Source organism: Ruegeria sp. H6 (assembly GCF_056532975.1).
Genome location: NZ_JBQFOA010000020.1, coordinates 38,597 through 53,264 on the forward strand (window position 1 = coordinate 38,597; position 14,668 = coordinate 53,264).

The following is a 14,668-nucleotide window of genomic DNA, read 5'->3' on the forward strand; positions in this document are numbered from 1 at the left end:
ACTGTCTCAATTGTCGCTGCGGTCAGGCACAAATTCGTGCAGAAACTCGCGGTAGGGCTGCGCCGTTGGTGGCAGTGTCTTGCGCAGCGCATATTCGGGGTCCCTTCGCTGACGCATTACTGCGCGCATCATCTCTTTGTAGCCGTCCCAAATCGAGGTGTTTGGGGGCGGAAGGTCATCCTTGATGTGGCGATGCAGGTCGGGCAGGGCATAGTAGGGGACCATGGGAAACATATGATGTTCTATGTGATAATTCATGTTCCAATAGAGCCAGCGACTGATCGGGTTCATATAGACCGTCCGCGAATTCAGCCGATGGTCGATGACATCTTCGGGTAGACCACCGTGCTGTAAAAGGCCGGTCATGACAAAATGCCAGCAACCGTACACCCTCGGCCCGCCAATCAGCAGCACAGGGATGGACGATTTCCAGCCCAGCCCGCTGAATAGCATGATGAGCGTCGTCAGAAGAACCACCCCGCAGACCATCATGTGAACCCGGGCCCAAAGGACCGCTTTAGGCCAGGCGGATTCCGGGATGTAGTTTTTCTCATCCGGTGACAACCGGCCCAACGCATTGCGCCAAAGGACCTTCAGGGACATCCAGGTCTCGTAGATGCCGACAAAAGCCAAGGCCTTGAGCGTCAGGTTGATCGGGTGCATCCAGGCAATCTCGGGGTCGCGCCCGACAATCAGGGTATCGGTGTGATGGCGTGCGTGGCTCCATCGCCAGCTCACAGGGTTTCGCATGACCTGAAATGAGGCGATGTGATAGACAACATCGTTCATCCAGCGCGTTCGAAACGCCGTGCCGTGGCCACATTCGTGCCAACGGCTGTCACAAGCCGAACCGTACAACACGCCATATGCCAGCCAGAAGGGCAGCGACAGCCAGGTGCCCCAAAAGGTGATCGCAGACCCCGCGAAAACGACATGAAGCGCGATCCAAAGCGCCGTGTCTCGCAATGCGGGGCCATCACGACGCTTCATCAAAGATTTCATGGTCTTGCGCGGTACGGCGCTGTGGTACCACTCCGCCGCTGCCAGCCCGATCTCTTGCGCCTTGCGCCCAGATGGGCCGGTCAGCGCATAGTCTCGGGTGGATCTAGGTTGATGATCGGGGCCTGCGCTTTCCATGTAACGAGAGTTCCAAGGGCCGGGGATCGCATCAAGTGAATACAACATCAGATTACATCAGTCGTACTCAGTGTACTACTCTGAGAAGCCTGCGATTAAAGACAGTTTTTGGGTATCCACTCTGATGGAAATTGATGCAGAGAAATAGACAGCGGGCCCAACAACGTGCCACAAAAAATGCGCAAGTTTCATCGAACCCGGGGCTTTCGAACATGGCACGCGCGACGATTTCGGACATTTCCCAACGGGCGGGGGTTTCAACCGCAACCGTGGATCGGGTGCTGAACGGGCGCAAAGGTGTCAGCGCGGCAAACCGACAACGAGTCATGCGTGCAGCCCGGCTGTTGGGATATCTGCCGTCGGAAGGGGCCGTGCCGCTGCCATCGCGACCCGCGCATCTGAGGTTCCTGATCCCGAACCGCGCAAACACCTTTATGCATGATCTTGCCGACAGCATTGCCCGCTTTGCAGATTCGCAGCCGCTGGTCGCGACATGCGAGATAATTTCGCCGAATGGAATTGGCCCCGATGCGCTAGTGGAGGCGTTGGACAGACTGCCCCCCGAAATCGATGGTATTGGTGTCGTTGCGACTGATGATGCCCGCAGCCGTGACGCCCTGCGCCGCGTGTGTGAGGCAGGTATCCGTGTTGTCACATTAGCATCTGACGTGTCGGCCACTCCACGGTCAGACTATGTGGGCGTGGACAATCTGGTGGCCGGACGCACTGCGGCGCAGATCCTCGGCATGTTTTCCGGTCAGCGCACAGGAGAGGTTGCCGTTCTTCTCGGAAGCCCGTTTTACCATGGCCACGCAGCGCGCGAGACCGGGTTTCGCGCTTGCCTGTCGGCTTTTCATCCGAACCTCACCGCTCTGCCCAGTATCGAGACCGGTGAAAAGGGCGATTTGCTGTTCCAGGAGCTGACCCGTCTTTACCGGTCAAACCCGAATCTGGCAGGGGTTTATTGCGTTGGGGCTGGCCAAAACGGTCTTGTTGAGGCGCTGTTGTCCATGCCCCCGTCCACGCGTCCCTTGGTGGTCATGCACGATCTGACCGAAGGCACGCGCCAATGGCTGGCCGAAGGTTTGATACACGCCGTCATCGACCAGAATGCCCGTCTGATCGGAGAGCAAGCGGTTCTGCGACTGCTGGGTGCGATTGCATCCGGCCCCGTACAGCTGCCGCAGGAACATATCGAACCGCGCATCATCCTGAGAGAGAACATCCCTGCCGGACGCGTGGCAATCTGACAGGCCACATGCCTTTACGGTGAAGGAGCCGCCGTGCTTGCGCGTTCGATCAATTCGACCGCTACGGGCAATTCCAACTCATCCGAAACCACACTGTTCGACAATCTGCTCTGTAGCAGCGTGGCTGCACGTTGTCCGAGCAGATGCCGGTCCTGCCGGATCGTTGTCAGGGCAGGGACATAGAATTCAGACATTTCAATATCGTCAAACCCAACGACCGAGACATCCTCGGGCACCCGTATGCCCCCTGCCTGCAACCCGGCGATCAAACCGAAGGCAACCATATCGGCTGAGCAAAAAACGGCCGTCGGTCGGTTGCGCATGGCAAGGATGCGCCCTGCGGCCTCATATCCCGATTCAAGCGAAAAATCCCCGCGGATAATCCATTCGGACGGGGCGGGCAGGCCCAACCGCGCACGTTCTGAAGACATGCCTTCCCGTCGGGCGGTGGTCAGAACATTGCCCTCTGGTCCTGTGATATGGGCGATTTTGCGGTGTCCCAGATCATACAAGTGGCGTATCGCCAGCCGCGCGCCTTCGACATTGTCACTTTTTACAACGGGAAATGTTTGATCCTCGACCCATTCGCAAAGGAAAACGATCCGCTTTCCCGCTCCGGCCTGCACGCATTCGGTCAAAGCCGTTTCCGACAATTGCCCATCCAACGAGATGGCACCGTCAATCCGACCGTCCAGAAAATACCCGGCCAAGGATGAATCCTGCACCGGATTTGTTTCGGTATCGGTGATCAGCACCGCATACCCTGTGTCCGAGAACCCCTCGCTAATGCCGGCCAGAATGCCAGAATAGAAGGGCTTGCCAAGGTTCGGAACCAGCACAAGCACAGCATTGGCGCGCTGCATCCTGAGGTTTCTGGCCGCCTGATTGACCCGATAGCCGGTGCTTTGAATCGCCTGCAAAACCGCATCTTTTGTCGATTTCCGAACCAGATCAGGGTTCGACAGCACGCGACTGACTGTGGCGGTCGAAACATTGGCCTGGCGGGCGACATCCTGGATTGTAGCTGGCTTTTGGATCATGGGTCCTGGTTGCATTGTGAGATTTCAGTTGACTCGAATCTCTGCTGGTGACGACTATGTAATCGATTGCACAAGATGAAAAGGCTGAATTTCTCAAAGTGTAATCGATTGCAGACGTCTTTTCAGACGCAAGTTGGGAAATCTTGTGACCACATCGATAGGCCAAAACTCGAACGAGGTGACGCTTTGACAGCGCGGGCGCGGTTCGACTATTCCGGTGCCCGCATCGCGGTGGTTGGAGCCAGTCGTGGCGGGATCGGCGCATCCATCGCCCGGGCCTTTGACGATGCGGGGGCCGAGGTTGAGATCACCGGCGTCGAAGCGGATTGCATTGCCGAAGATGCAGACCGGTTTCCCTATACCCAGCTGGACGTAACACAAACCGAAGCGGTTGAAGCTTTTGGCCGGGAGCGGGATCAGTTGGACGTGCTGGTCAATTGCGCGGCAATCACCAAGCGCGGTGAGGAAACCGAGCCGGGGTTTTTCCAACATGTGTTGGATGTGAACCTGGTCGGAACGATGCGCTGCGCCCAGGCCCTGCATACCGCGTTGCTTGCGCGGCAAGGACGGGTGATCAATATCGCGTCGATGTATGCCCGGTTTGGGTCGCCGCAAAATCCGGCTTACGGGTCGTCTAAGGCGGGGGTGGCTCAGCTGACCAAGTCGCTGGCCGTCGCCTGGGCATCGGACGGTATTCGCGTCAACGCCATCGCGCCCGGCTTTATCGTGACGGAACAATCGGCCCGGGCCAGACAGAACCCGGAATTCGTAGACGCTGTGAAAGCCCGAACACCTGCCGCGCGATGGGGCCAGCCCGAAGACATCGTGGGCGCAGCTTTGTTTCTGGCCTCCGATGCGGCTGCGTTCATCACAGGAATCTGCCTGCCTGTGGACGGTGGATATTCAGTTGTTTGAAGGACAGCTACATGACTGACGTCTCACAAATCCGCGCGGCCGTAATCGGTACCGGCTTTATCGGAACCGTGCACGTTCAAGCCCTGAGGCGATTGGGAGTGCAAGTGGTCGGCGTGCTCGGCTCGTCCCCGGAACGCGGCGCGGCGCGCGCGGCTGAGATCGGGGTGGCGATGGCCTATCCCACACTCGACGCGTTGCTGGCGGATAACAGTGTGGACGTGGTCCATGTGACGTCACCCAACCACGCGCATTATCCGCAGGTCATGGAGATCCTTTCAGCAGGCAAACATGTGATCTGCGAAAAACCCCTGGCGATGACCAGCCAACAATCCGCCGAGATGGTCGAGAGGGCGAACGCATCGGGCAAGATATGTGCGGTCTGCTACAACATCCGGTTTTATCCGCTGAACCAGCAAGCGCATGGTATGGTGCGCGCGGGTGAGCTGGGCGATATCCGTTTCATCACCGGCCACTACCATCAGGATTGGCTGGCAAAACCCACCGACTGGAACTGGCGTTTGCAATCCGAGGTCGGCGGCGCGCTGCGATCGGTCGGGGATATCGGGACCCACTGGGTGGATTTGACCAGCTTCATCACCGGGCTGAAAGCCCGCTCTGTTTTCGCCGATCTGACAACCTTTTTGCCCGAACGCCAGCGGCCCACGGGCCCGGTTGAGACGTTTTCAAGCGCTCAGGGGGCGACCGAACCGGTTGCTGTGGACACAGACGATACCGCAGCCATCATGCTGCGATACGAGGGCGGCGCCAAGGGTGTGATGACCACGTCGCAGATCAATGTCGGACGCAAGAATTCGTTAAACTGGGACGTCGCGGGCAGCACTGCGAGCGCGGCCTGGAACAGTGAAACACCCGATCACTTGTTTATCGGCCATCGCGACAGCGCCAACCAGATACTAATGCGCGATTTCACCCTGATGAACGCGACCGGAACACGCGCAGCAACCCTGCCGCCGGGACATGTCGAAGGGTTTGCAGACAGCTTTTTCAACTTTTTCTCAGCGGTTTACGCGGACATCAGCGCAGGGGAACGCGGGCCGGGCAGCACTTGGGCCAGTTTCGAAGATGGCCACTATGAGATGCGGTTCTGCGACGCGGTTCTGAAATCTGCACGCGAAAGCCGCTGGGTCGATTTGGACGAGGTGTAAAGGATCAACGATGAAACTTGGGCTGCTGACTGCACCGTTTGAAGATACTGAACTGTCCGAGGTCGCCACATGGGCCGCCGACAACGGGTTTTCCGCGCTTGAAATCGCGTGCTGGCCGGATTCCGGCGGTGAAAAGCGACGCTATGCCGGGACCAGTCATATCAATGTCGATGGCCTCATGGACGCGCAAGGCAAAGACATCGTAGACGAGCTTATCGGCAAGGGGATCGAGATATCCGGCCTGGGCTACTATCCCAATCCGTTGCATGCAGATGCCGCGCATCGGGACGAAGTGATTGATCATCTGAAAAAGGTGATCACTGCGGCCGGCGTCATGGGTTTGCCGGTGGTCAACACGTTTGTCGGGGGCGACCGGACCCTGAACGTGGATGAAAATTGGTCTCGGGCGAAAGAAATCCTGTCGCCGGTTGTCGATCATGCAAAAGGGCAGGGCGTCCGCCTGTGCTTTGAAAACTGCCCGATGATCTTCAGCTATGATGAATGGCCCGGGGGTCACAACATCGCCTATTCGCCGAAGATCTGGCGCCGGATTTTTGAACAGTGGGGCGACGCTGTGGGCATGAACTTTGACCCGTCACACCTGATCTGGCAATTCATCGACCAGACCCGCTTTATCAAGGAATTCGGACCTCAAATCGCCCATGTCCACGCCAAAGATCTGATGGTGGATCAGGATGGGCTTTACGAACACGGCATCATGTCTGCCGGGATGGGGTGGCAAGTGCCCCGGTTGTGCGGTTTGGGGGATGTGGATTGGTCTAGCTTTTTCTCAGGTCTCTATCGCACCGGATATGACGGCCCGATCATCATCGAACACGAAGACCGGCTGTTTGAAGGAACCGACGAAAAGGTCAAACGCGGCTTCTTGCTGGCACGGGACGTGCTGCAACCCTTCATCAAATGAAAAGAGCAAACGGGAGGAAATAGACATGAAAACACTACTGACAGGTGCGGTGGCCCTAGCCATTGCTGCTGCGTTTACACCGGCGGCTTTTGCGGCTGACTACACGATTGGCGTCTCGAACACAGTTCAGGGCAATGGCTGGCGCGAACAGATGATCTGTGCGATGCGGGCGCAAGCATTGGTCGAGGATGACGTTTCGAACCTGATCGTCGCGCACCGGAACACCGATTCCGCAGGGCAGCTGGAGGACATCAACAACCTGATCGAGGCAGGCGTTGATGCGATTGTTCTGAACCCATCCAACCCTGATGCGCTGAACTCGGCCCTGGATGCCGCGATGGAGAAAGGTATCGTCGTGGTCGCTGTTGATGCAGGCGTGACGGCGGATGGGGCCTATATCCTGTCCAACAATCAGGAGGAATACGCCTATCTCGGTGCCAAGTGGCTGTTTGACCAACTGGGCGGGTCCGGCGACGTGGTCTATATGCGCGGTATCGCTGGCGTGTCGGCAGACACGGATCGCGACAATGGGTTCAAGCGCGCCTTGGCCGAATATGACGGCATCAATGTGGTGCACGAAGTCTTTACCGGCTGGCAGCAGGACCAGGGCAAACAGCAGATGTTTGACTTCCTGGCCACCGGCGTTCCGTTTGACGGTGTCTGGACCAGCGGCATCGACAACGTGATCGTGGATGCATTTGTCGAATCCGGCGCACCGTTGGTGCCGATCGTTGGTGCCGACAATGCGGGCTTTGTGCAGTACCTGACCGAAGTTGACGGCCTGCAAGGGGCCGCTGTCACCAACCCCGGCTCGGTTGGTGGCGCAGGCATTGCTCTGGCTGTCGATATTCTGAACGGAAACGCGCCCGGCAGCAACACCGTGCTGGTCGATCCCGTCCTGTGGGAAAACGCCAGTGACGAGGGCGTGGCCACCATCACTGCAGCGCAGAATCCAAATCTTGATCCAGAATGGCCCGTATCGGTCACCGTGCCGGGTTGGACGGATTACTCCATGGATCAGATCATCGCCTGCAAAGGTCCGGGCGACAGCTGAGGCGATCCTCAAAGACCAGACCCTTCCCCTGCGCTTGATGCGGGGGGAGGGTTATCGTCAACGACGCAGGCATGTATGACTGACACACATCTTCTCGACGCATCCGGGATTTCCAAAAGCTTTGGCGCCGTGCGTGCTTTGACGGACGCGGGTCTCAGCGTTTCGCAGGGCGAGGTTGTTGCGCTGATGGGCGCGAATGGGGCCGGAAAATCCACCTTTGTGAAAATCATCACAGGTGCTTTGCAACCGGACCAGGGGGGCGTTCTGATCCGAGGTCAGCAAGCACGCGTTGGCAGCCCCTCCGAGGCACGGAAATCAGGTCTTGTCCCTGTGTATCAAGAGCCATCGCTGATCCCCGACCTGGATGTCAGGGATAATCTGCGCCTTGGTGACACGCCCATCGACGCATTTCTGCACTGGGTTCAAGAGCTTGGGATCGAGGCTCTGAGCCTGTCAGACATGATCGGCGATCTGCCACTGGCTACGCTGCGCGTTCTGGACCTCGCACGCGCGCTGGCCTCCGAACCTGACGTGCTACTGCTGGATGAAATGACGGCTGCCTTACCGACCGACCTGGTTGAACGGGTGCTCAAGGTGGTTCGACAGCAGGCGGACAAGGGGCTTGGTGTCATCTATGTCTCGCACCGGTTCAGCGAAATCTCAGAGCTTTGCGACAGGGCATCCGTGTTGCGGGATGGCGTCACTGTTGGTGATCTTGAGATCGAACCGGGCGTGGAAGAACGCGCTGTTGAGCTGATGCTGGGCCAAAAGCTGGATCTGGGTCAGCGCGAAGTGCAAGAGGGCAGAACGGTTTCAAAAGACCATCCCCGCGTGCGTGTCCGCGATCTGGCGATTGCCCCCACGGTCTCTGACATCTCGTTCGATTTGCATCCAGGCGAAGTTCTGGGTGTGGTCGCGTTGGAAGGGCAGGGGCAGGATGAACTGTTCGAATGTCTGGCAGGTTTCATACCGCCCACACGCGGAACGATTGAGGTCGATAGCAACCCGGTGATGTTCAAACATCCTGCAGATGCAATCTCTGCTGGACTGACCTTTGTTCCCGGCGATCGGTCAGAGGCGCTGCTGGCGCAGCGGTCTGTCCGGGAAAACATCGCGCTGCCGTTTTCGGCCCGGTTTCGAAATTGGGGCAACCTGAAACTGCGGCATGAACGAGATCGTGTCGACCATGCCATCGAGAAACTGCAAATCGACACCCGCGCGCAGGGCGAGGTGCAACGTCTGTCCGGCGGCAACCAGCAAAAAGTCACCATCGGTCGATGGCTGGCAACAGGTGTCGAAACGCTGTTGCTGTTCGACCCCACCCGCGGGATCGATGTGCGCACCAAACGTCAGATCTATCCCCTGGTGCGTGAGCTGGCCCAAAACGGCGCGTCCGTGCTGTTTTACACCTCTGAACTCGAAGAAATCCCGCTGGCCTGCGATCGCGCACTGGTTATTTTCAACGGTCGCGTTGTCGACGTGATCGATGCGGCAAATGCCGACGAGCAAACCTTGCTACGCGCCGCATATGGCCTGACCAACAACGAGAGCGCAGCGTGACCGGGATTTTGCGAAAACATGCCTGGCTGGCGGGACTGATTGCCCTGCTGATCGTCCTTTTGGCGATCACCAAGGCCATTCAACCTTCGTTCGGTGCTGCTGGTCTGGAGAGCATAGCCCGCGCAGCACTGCCCTTTGCCTTCGCAACGGCGGGCATGGCCGTGGTTGTCATCGTAGGCGGTATCGACCTTTCGGTGGCTTCGATGATGGCGGTGTGCGCCGTAACGGCTGCCGTTTTGATGGAAAAAATGGCCGGCCCGCCCGCAATCCTGATTGTGCTGGCCCTTGGGTTTGCCATGGGTTTGATCAATGGTGGCTTGATTGTCCTGACCCGCGTTCCCGACATCGTCGTGACGCTGGCCATGTTGTTCGTCTGGGAAGGCGTGGCGCTTCTGATCCTCGAAACACCGGGCGGTGCGACAACTGGCTGGGTGCAACAGAGCATCCGTGGCAGCCTTGTACCTGGCCTCCCAAGCGCCCTGGCAATCATGGTCGGCTGCATTGCGTTGGTTTGGTTGCCCATTCGCCGCTCAAAGCTGGGCATTTCGATCTATGCCACCGGATCGGATGAACGGGCTGCCTTTCGGTCCGGCGTTGCCGTGGGGCGCGTCAAAATTGCGGCTTATGGGATATGCGGCCTGTTCTGCGCCTTTGGCGGGCTCAGCCTTGCCGCCCTGACCGGGATCGGAGAGCCCGTGCCGGGACCATATCTGATGGCTTCGGTGGCCGCCGTGGTGCTGGGCGGCGTTGTGCTGGGCGGCGGGCGAGGGGGGCTGTTGGGGCCGATCATCGCCGTTTTCATCCTGCGGATCGTACGGACAATCCTGACGCTGTTAGCCGTCGATCCCAATGTCACGACAATTATTGAAGGATCCATTATGGTCGCCGTTGTCCTGCTGGGCACCGCCGCAACCTTGCGAGGGGCAAGACGATGAGCATGGCCGTTAACGATCCCCCCATCGCACGCCTTGGGCGCTATTTGCGCGACAATCCCGTGGTCCCTCTTGTCGTGTTCCTGCTGGCGCTGATTGTTGTGCTTGAGATCATGCGGCCCGGTATCGTCACACCGTTCCGGGCGGGCCGAGACGGGATCATCTCGACCTTTTGGGTGGGGAACCTGATCAAGTTCGCAATCCCGTTGGCCATGCTTGCCGCCTGTCAGGTGTTGACCATGTTGACCGCCGGGATCGACCTGTCTGCAGGTGTCGTGGCCACCGTTGCGGCCTTTGTGTGCGCGACACTCAGCTCGATCTGGGGTGTTGCGCCCGCCGTTCTGGCGGCTTTGACCTGCGGAGTGATTGTGGGCGCGGCCAACGGTCTTGGAGTTGGCCTTGTAAGGGTACATCCTTTGATCATGACCCTTGGAACCGGGTTGATCGCCACCGGCTGTTTGCAGGTCTATCAGCGGCTGGTGATCAATGCCGGATCCGAAATACCGGGCTTTCTGACATGGCTGGGAACAGGGCGCACCCTGGCGATGCCGAACGGGTTGTTCCTGTTCATCCCGTTTGCGCTGTTCATATTCTGGCTGATGCGGTTTACAGGCTTCGGTCGGCTGCTCTTTGCACTTGGCTCGAACGAGAACGCGGCCCGTCTGTCTGGCGTCAAATCCTGGCAGGTGTTTCTTGCGCTCTATACGCTGTCTGGTGTCATCGCCGCGATTGCCGGGCTGCTGTACCTGGGCATGATCCGGCAAACCTCACTGAGCCTTGCGAACCCGCTATTACTGCCATCCGTTGCTGCAGCGGTAATTGGAGGTACGTCGATTTTCGGCGGCAGGGGCAGTTTTGCGGGCGCCATTGTCGGCGCGCTGATCATCCGGGTTCTCGATACCATGCTGACGCTGCTACAAATGCCCGAGGGTGCCAGAACGGCCTTGTTTGGCCTGATCATCCTCATCGTGACGGCCGTTTACGTCAGGATCACCGGAAACCGCTAAGGGGGGAAGGACGATGCCAAAGTTTCGTATTGTCGGAATAAGCTTTGATCATATGCATATGGGCGATCTTCTGCGCATGGTGCATGAACATCCTGACGCCGAAATCGCCGGACTCTACGATCCTGATCCGCAGAAAATGGCCTCGGCGGTCAAGAGCTTCGAGATCCCGCAAGACCGGATTTTTACCGACTTCGACGCTTGCATGGCTGCTGGGCCATACGACATGGCCATCCTGTGTGTGGCAACCGCAGAGCACGCAGACTACACCGAAAAGCTGGCAGCCTATGGCGTGCATGTCTTCGTCGAAAAGCCCTTTGCCGCGTCGTCGGCTGAGGCGCGGCGCATGATTGCGGCGATGGCAGGGACCGGCAAGCAGCTGATCATCAACTGGCCGCTGCGTTGGGTCGAAAGCCATGTGACAGCCAAACGTCTGATCGACGAAGGGATGATCGGCGATCTGTCCGAGGTTCATTTCTACGACGGCAACCGGGGCCCGCTGTTCCATCTGGCCGACAAGGTCGAGGTCACCCCGGAAGAGGTTGAACGGCAAAAGCCGGATTCGTGGTGGTACAAGAAATCGTCAGGCGGAGGATCATTGCTGGATTATCTGGGCTATGGCGCCACTCTGGGCACCTGGTACATGAACGGTGAGGCTCCGATTGAGGTCACTTGCACCGTTGACGAAACACCCGGGATTGAGGTGGATCAGCATGCAATTGCGATCTGCCGTTACGCGCGCGGTTTGTCCAAGATGGAAACACGCTGGGGCACATTTACCGACCCCTGGACCACGCAACCGCAGCCCACCTGCGGCTTTGTCTTTGTCGGAACGGATGGCACCATCGCCTCGCCAGACTATGCCGATCACGTGACCGTTCAGACGCGCGCCAAACCAGAGCTGCACAAAATACCTGCCGATCCCCTGCCGCCGGGGCAGGCGAATGCAATCGACTATGTTCTGGGTTGCCTCAGCCGTGGTGAGGCGGTCTCTGGCCCGCTGGATCCTGCGCTTTGCCTGACGGCCCAACGGATCGTCGACACAGCGGTTCAATCCGCCGCGCAAAAACGGACACTGGGGTTGCTACCATGACTGACGACGCCGCCGACACAGACACCTATGCGCTTCGGTCCGAAACCGTTCCAGAAATCGCGCCGCCGGATATCGACTACAAGCCGCCGATGCCGCGATCCTATCGCCCTCGTATAGGGATGATCGGCACCGGCGGTATTTCGAACAGTCATCTGGATGCCTATCAAACGGCCGGCTGGGACGTCGTCGCCCTTTGGAATCGCACGCCGTCAAAGGCCAGAGAGAAAGCGGCCAAATTCTGCCCGACAGCGCGGGTGGAAACAGAAATGCAGGCCATTCTGGACAACAGTGAAATTGATGTTGTCGACATTACATTGCCTACGGAAATTCGCGCACCCGTCATCGAGGCCGCATTGAGGGCGGGCAAGCATGTCCTCAGCCAGAAACCTCTTGTTTCCGACCTCGATACCGGCAAGGCGCTCGTCCAGCTGGCCGAGGATCAGGGCGTAAAGCTTGCGGTCAACCAAAACGGTCGCTGGTCGCCACATATGGCCTGGATGCGCGAAGCGTGCAGGGCTGGCCTGATCGGAGACATCATATCGATGCATGTCGCCATCCACTGGGACCACGGCTGGACAGCGGGCACCCCTTTTGACACGGTAGATGACCTGATCCTCTACGACTTCGGCATCCATTGGTTCGACTTCGTTTCGTCAATCATCGGACCCCGCGCCCAAACTGTTTTTGCCACGGCCTCTCATGCCGCGCTTCAGAAAAACAAGGTGCCCATGTTGGGGCAGGCTATGATCACATTGGACCAAGGTCAGGCCAGCCTGATCTTTGACGGTAGCACACTTCACGGTCCATCGGACACAACGTATATCGCGGGCACGACAGGCAGCATCCAGTCCCAGGGCCCCGATCTTGGACAACAGACAATCACGCTGACAACCGCCGATGGGTTTGCACAGCCTTCGCTGGAGGGTGCATGGTTCAACGACGGGTTCCGAGGTGCCATGGGTGAATTGCTCTGCGCCATCGAAGATGGTCGGCAACCGGAAAACGCAGCCGCGAACATCATGCAATCTTTGGCGCTGACCTTTGCTGCGCTGGAATCTCGCCATTCCGGCCAACCCGTGGCGCTTGCATGAAGCCTTAAGGAGTAGTGAGGCTTCAATTCGCTTCATTTAAAATTACATAATCATCATTATAGGCAATATTGTCTACGCTAGACCTCTCCCGAACACCTTCGGAATATCTAGCTGATAGACTATGCGCGAAATTGCTCGAATGTGTTCCAATGATGCTCGTTTGCGTTGACAAATTAGGGCATCTATGATTGTTAGCGCCAACAGAACCAGAGTTATCCTGAAAAGGACAGGACGTGGACCATCAGCGAAATGCGAAATTCCTCGCGCTTATTTGGTCACATCGCAACGCGTGCCCTGTCTCTTAGCCGAGCAATACAATTCCGGGAGAAATTGTCATGACAGTCAAAGTAGGTATCAACGGTTTCGGACGTATCGGCAGATGTGTTCTGCGCGCGCTTGTTGAATCCGGCCGCACCGACATCGAAGTGGTTGCGATCAATGATCTGGGTCCCGTTGAAACCAACGCACATTTGCTGAAATACGACAGCGTACATGGCCGTCTGAACGCCGAAATCCGGGTGGAAGGCAGCAGTATTGTCATCGACGATCACGAGATCCGGGTCAGTGCCGAACGCGATCCGGCCAAGCTGAACTGGAACGACGTGGACGTCGCGTTGGAATGCACCGGCATTTTCACCAAGCGCGACGCGGCTGCCAAGCATCTTGAAAATGGCTCGAACAAGGTTCTCGTTTCAGCCCCCGCTTCGGGTGCGGACAAGACCATCGTGTTTGGCGTGAACCACACCAGCCTGACCGGCGACGATGTTGTTGTCTCGAACGCAAGCTGTACGACGAACTGCCTGTCTCCGGTGGCAAAGGTGCTGGACGATGTGTTCGGGATCGAGACGGGGTATATGACCACCGTGCATTCCTATACCGGAGATCAGCCGACGCTGGACACCATGCACAAAGACCTCTATCGCGCGCGCGCCGCTGCAATGTCGATGATCCCCACCTCGACCGGCGCCGCCCGAGCGGTGGGAGAGGTTTTGCCGCAACTGAAAGGCAAGCTGGACGGGTCGGCCATTCGTGTTCCGACACCAAATGTTTCCGCCGTCGATCTGTGCTTCATGCCTAGGAAAGAGGCCTCGGTCGAGGCGGTCAACGACGCCATTCGCGCCGCGGCTCAGGGTGGCATGAAGGGTGTTCTGGCTGCCACGGATGAGCCGCTGGTGTCGATGGATTTCAACCACGATCCGCACTCATCCATCTTTGCCACACAGCAAACCCGCTTGACCGATGGCGGCATGATCCGCGTGCTCAGCTGGTATGACAATGAATGGGGATTCTCGAACCGTATGCTGGACACAGCCGTTGCCCTGGCAAACGCGAACTAAGGACCCGCAGATGAGCACGATCATAGACATACATGCGCGCGAGATATTGGACAGTCGGGGCAATCCGACGGTAGAGGTTGATGTGATCCTCGAAGACGGGACGATGGGTCGGGCGGCGGTGCCGTCTGGGGCGTCGACCGGGGCCTATGAGGCGGTGGAAAAGC

Annotated in this window: 13 protein-coding genes and 1 pseudogene; 12 read left to right on the top strand and 2 right to left on the bottom strand. The window is 58.2% G+C overall.

Translation table 11 applies throughout. The features are described from left to right. Positions 1-6 precede the first annotated feature (6 nt). Positions 7-1,185, bottom strand: a complete 1,179-nt coding sequence (locus tag ACR0AG_RS21385) for a fatty acid desaturase family protein (protein ID WP_480842567.1) — start codon at positions 1,183-1,185, stop codon at positions 7-9. Positions 1,186-1,349: 164 nt separating this feature from the next. On the opposite strand from ACR0AG_RS21385, the gene ACR0AG_RS21390 reads away from it, so the two are divergent. Then, positions 1,350-2,387, top strand: coding sequence for a LacI family DNA-binding transcriptional regulator (locus ACR0AG_RS21390; RefSeq protein ID WP_480842569.1), 1,038 nt, complete (start codon positions 1,350-1,352; stop codon positions 2,385-2,387). A gap of 14 nt (positions 2,388-2,401) precedes the next feature. Here ACR0AG_RS21390 and ACR0AG_RS21395 read toward each other — a convergent pair whose 3' ends face one another. Beyond that, on the bottom strand, positions 2,402-3,427 hold the full coding sequence (locus ACR0AG_RS21395; protein WP_480842571.1) for a LacI family DNA-binding transcriptional regulator: 1,026 nt from the start codon (positions 3,425-3,427) through the stop codon (positions 2,402-2,404). Positions 3,428-3,613: 186 nt separating this feature from the next. On the opposite strand from ACR0AG_RS21395, the gene ACR0AG_RS21400 reads away from it, so the two are divergent. The 11 genes and pseudogenes from ACR0AG_RS21400 to eno all read left to right on the top strand — a co-directional run. After that, positions 3,614-4,342, top strand: a complete 729-nt coding sequence (locus tag ACR0AG_RS21400; protein ID WP_480842573.1) for an SDR family NAD(P)-dependent oxidoreductase — start codon at positions 3,614-3,616, stop codon at positions 4,340-4,342. Positions 4,343-4,353: 11 nt separating this feature from the next. After that, positions 4,354-5,508 carry a Gfo/Idh/MocA family protein gene (locus ACR0AG_RS21405; RefSeq protein ID WP_480842575.1) on the top strand — a complete coding sequence of 385 codons (1,155 nt, stop codon included), beginning with the start codon at positions 4,354-4,356 and terminating at the stop codon, positions 5,506-5,508. Between the two features lie 10 nt (positions 5,509-5,518). Further along, entirely contained in the window at positions 5,519-6,433 is a 915-nt protein-coding gene (locus tag ACR0AG_RS21410; RefSeq protein ID WP_480842577.1) for a sugar phosphate isomerase/epimerase family protein, read from the top strand. Between the two features lie 25 nt (positions 6,434-6,458). Then, positions 6,459-7,487 (top strand): ABC transporter substrate-binding protein, encoded by a 1,029-nt coding sequence (locus ACR0AG_RS21415; RefSeq protein ID WP_480842579.1) that lies wholly within the window; start codon positions 6,459-6,461, stop codon positions 7,485-7,487. A gap of 75 nt (positions 7,488-7,562) precedes the next feature. Next, positions 7,563-9,047, top strand: a complete 1,485-nt coding sequence (locus ACR0AG_RS21420; protein ID WP_480842581.1) for a sugar ABC transporter ATP-binding protein — start codon at positions 7,563-7,565, stop codon at positions 9,045-9,047. Further along, a complete protein-coding gene (locus tag ACR0AG_RS21425; RefSeq protein ID WP_480842583.1) occupies positions 9,044-9,982 on the top strand; it encodes an ABC transporter permease in 939 nt (312 codons plus the stop codon). The genes ACR0AG_RS21420 and ACR0AG_RS21425 overlap by 4 nt, the downstream gene beginning before the upstream one ends. After that, the gene (locus ACR0AG_RS21430) at positions 9,979-10,986 is read left to right on the top strand and encodes an ABC transporter permease (RefSeq protein WP_480842585.1); all 1,008 of its coding nucleotides are present in this window, start codon (positions 9,979-9,981) and stop codon (positions 10,984-10,986) included. Before ACR0AG_RS21425 ends, ACR0AG_RS21430 begins: the two co-directional genes overlap by 4 nt. 13 nt (positions 10,987-10,999) lie before the next feature. Beyond that, positions 11,000-12,076: a Gfo/Idh/MocA family protein gene (locus tag ACR0AG_RS21435; protein ID WP_480842587.1), complete on the top strand. Its 1,077-nt coding sequence runs from the start codon at positions 11,000-11,002 to the stop codon at positions 12,074-12,076. Then, a complete protein-coding gene (locus ACR0AG_RS21440) occupies positions 12,073-13,167 on the top strand; it encodes a Gfo/Idh/MocA family protein (RefSeq protein WP_480842589.1) in 1,095 nt (364 codons plus the stop codon). Before ACR0AG_RS21435 ends, ACR0AG_RS21440 begins: the two co-directional genes overlap by 4 nt. 335 nt (positions 13,168-13,502) lie before the next feature. Then, positions 13,503-14,504: a type I glyceraldehyde-3-phosphate dehydrogenase gene (gap, locus tag ACR0AG_RS21445; protein WP_480842592.1), complete on the top strand. Its 1,002-nt coding sequence runs from the start codon at positions 13,503-13,505 to the stop codon at positions 14,502-14,504. A gap of 10 nt (positions 14,505-14,514) precedes the next feature. Continuing rightward, a pseudogene (eno, locus tag ACR0AG_RS21450) lies at positions 14,515-14,668 on the top strand (phosphopyruvate hydratase); the annotation flags it as partial.

Coding starts and splice junctions, on each gene's coding strand:
- ACR0AG_RS21405 (WP_480842575.1), top strand. CDS start 4,354: ATGACTGACGTCTCACAAATCCGCGCGGCCGTAATCGGTACCGGCTTT.
- ACR0AG_RS21435 (WP_480842587.1), top strand. CDS start 11,000: ATGCCAAAGTTTCGTATTGTCGGAATAAGCTTTGATCATATGCATATG.
- ACR0AG_RS21430 (WP_480842585.1), top strand. CDS start 9,979: ATGAGCATGGCCGTTAACGATCCCCCCATCGCACGCCTTGGGCGCTAT.
- ACR0AG_RS21395 (WP_480842571.1), bottom strand. CDS start 3,427: ATGATCCAAAAGCCAGCTACAATCCAGGATGTCGCCCGCCAGGCCAAT.
- ACR0AG_RS21410 (WP_480842577.1), top strand. CDS start 5,519: ATGAAACTTGGGCTGCTGACTGCACCGTTTGAAGATACTGAACTGTCC.
- gap (WP_480842592.1), top strand. CDS start 13,503: ATGACAGTCAAAGTAGGTATCAACGGTTTCGGACGTATCGGCAGATGT.
- ACR0AG_RS21390 (WP_480842569.1), top strand. CDS start 1,350: ATGGCACGCGCGACGATTTCGGACATTTCCCAACGGGCGGGGGTTTCA.
- ACR0AG_RS21385 (WP_480842567.1), bottom strand. CDS start 1,185: ATGTTGTATTCACTTGATGCGATCCCCGGCCCTTGGAACTCTCGTTAC.
- ACR0AG_RS21420 (WP_480842581.1), top strand. CDS start 7,563: ATGACTGACACACATCTTCTCGACGCATCCGGGATTTCCAAAAGCTTT.
- ACR0AG_RS21415 (WP_480842579.1), top strand. CDS start 6,459: ATGAAAACACTACTGACAGGTGCGGTGGCCCTAGCCATTGCTGCTGCG.
- ACR0AG_RS21440 (WP_480842589.1), top strand. CDS start 12,073: ATGACTGACGACGCCGCCGACACAGACACCTATGCGCTTCGGTCCGAA.